Origin of the sequence: Massilia aurea (assembly GCF_024753205.1) — a bacterium.
In the GTDB taxonomy this organism is placed as follows: domain Bacteria; phylum Pseudomonadota; class Gammaproteobacteria; order Burkholderiales; family Burkholderiaceae_D; genus Telluria; species Telluria aurea.
The window spans coordinates 1-1073 of record NZ_JANUGZ010000028.1; the positions used below are offsets into that span (position 1 = coordinate 1).

The following is a 1073-nucleotide window of genomic DNA, read 5'->3' on the forward strand; positions in this document are numbered from 1 at the left end:
CGACGAATCGCTCGGCGGTCAGTTCCGGCCGGTTCAGGTAGCCGCGTGCGACCTGTACGCCGCCGATGTGGATTTCGCCGGCCACGCCGATCGGTACCGGCCGGCCATGCGGGTCGAGGACATAGATACGCGTATTGGCGATCGGCTTGCCGATCGGCACCAGATGCGTCCAGGTATGTTTGCTGCAGTTGAACCATGTTACGTCCACTGCCGCTTCGGTTGGGCCATACAGGTTATGCAGACTGATATCCGGCCATGTCGAGACGAAGTGTGCGCGCAAGGCCGGCGGCAGCGCTTCGCCGCTGCAGAAGACCCTATGCACACTCGCAGCCCGCCAGTCGCCGCTGTGCTCGACGAAGGTTTGTAGCATGGAAGGCACAAAGTGCAGCGTCGTCACACCTGCGTTGTCGATTAGTTGGCGCAGATATTCGGGCGATTTGTGGCCTTCCGGACGGGCGAGCACAATGGTAGCTCCAGCCAGCAGCGGCCAGAAGAATTCCCATACGGAGACGTCAAAGCTGAACGGTGTCTTCTGCAAGACGCGGTCGCCAGCATCGATCCCAAACTGTTGCTGCATCCAGTGCAGACGATTCGCCACCGCATGGTGCTCGTTCATGACACCTTTGGGTATGCCGGTCGAGCCGGAGGTGTAAATCACATAGGCCAAGTGATGCGCCCGCAGCGCCGTCACTACCGGATTGTGATCGGTGTGCGTGTCGAAGACCGATTCGAAGTCGTCGAGCAGCAGGACAGGCACCGAAGCTTCTATCGGCACGTGCTGCATCAGGGTCCCTTGGGTCAAAATGACCGAAGGGGCGCAGTCGCCTAGCATATAGGCGAGGCGATCGCTTGGAGAGGCCGGATCGAGCGGGACATAGGCGCCGCCTGCCTTCAGGATCGCCAGCAGGCCGACGACCATCTCCAAACTGCGCTCGGCACAGATGGCCACGCGTGCGTCGGGGACGACGCCCTGGGCGATGAGGCGGTGTGCCAAACGATTGGCACGGCGGTTCAGTTCGTCGTAACTCAGGTGTTGGTCTTCGAAGACGACGGCCGTGCCATCCGGCTGGCGC

General features: G+C 61.5%; 1 protein-coding gene. It reads right to left on the minus strand.

Translation table 11 applies throughout. The features are described from left to right. Positions 1–1073, minus strand: a 1073-nt coding sequence (locus NX775_RS23885) for an amino acid adenylation domain-containing protein (RefSeq protein ID WP_258838248.1), incomplete at both ends; no start/stop codon positions are given.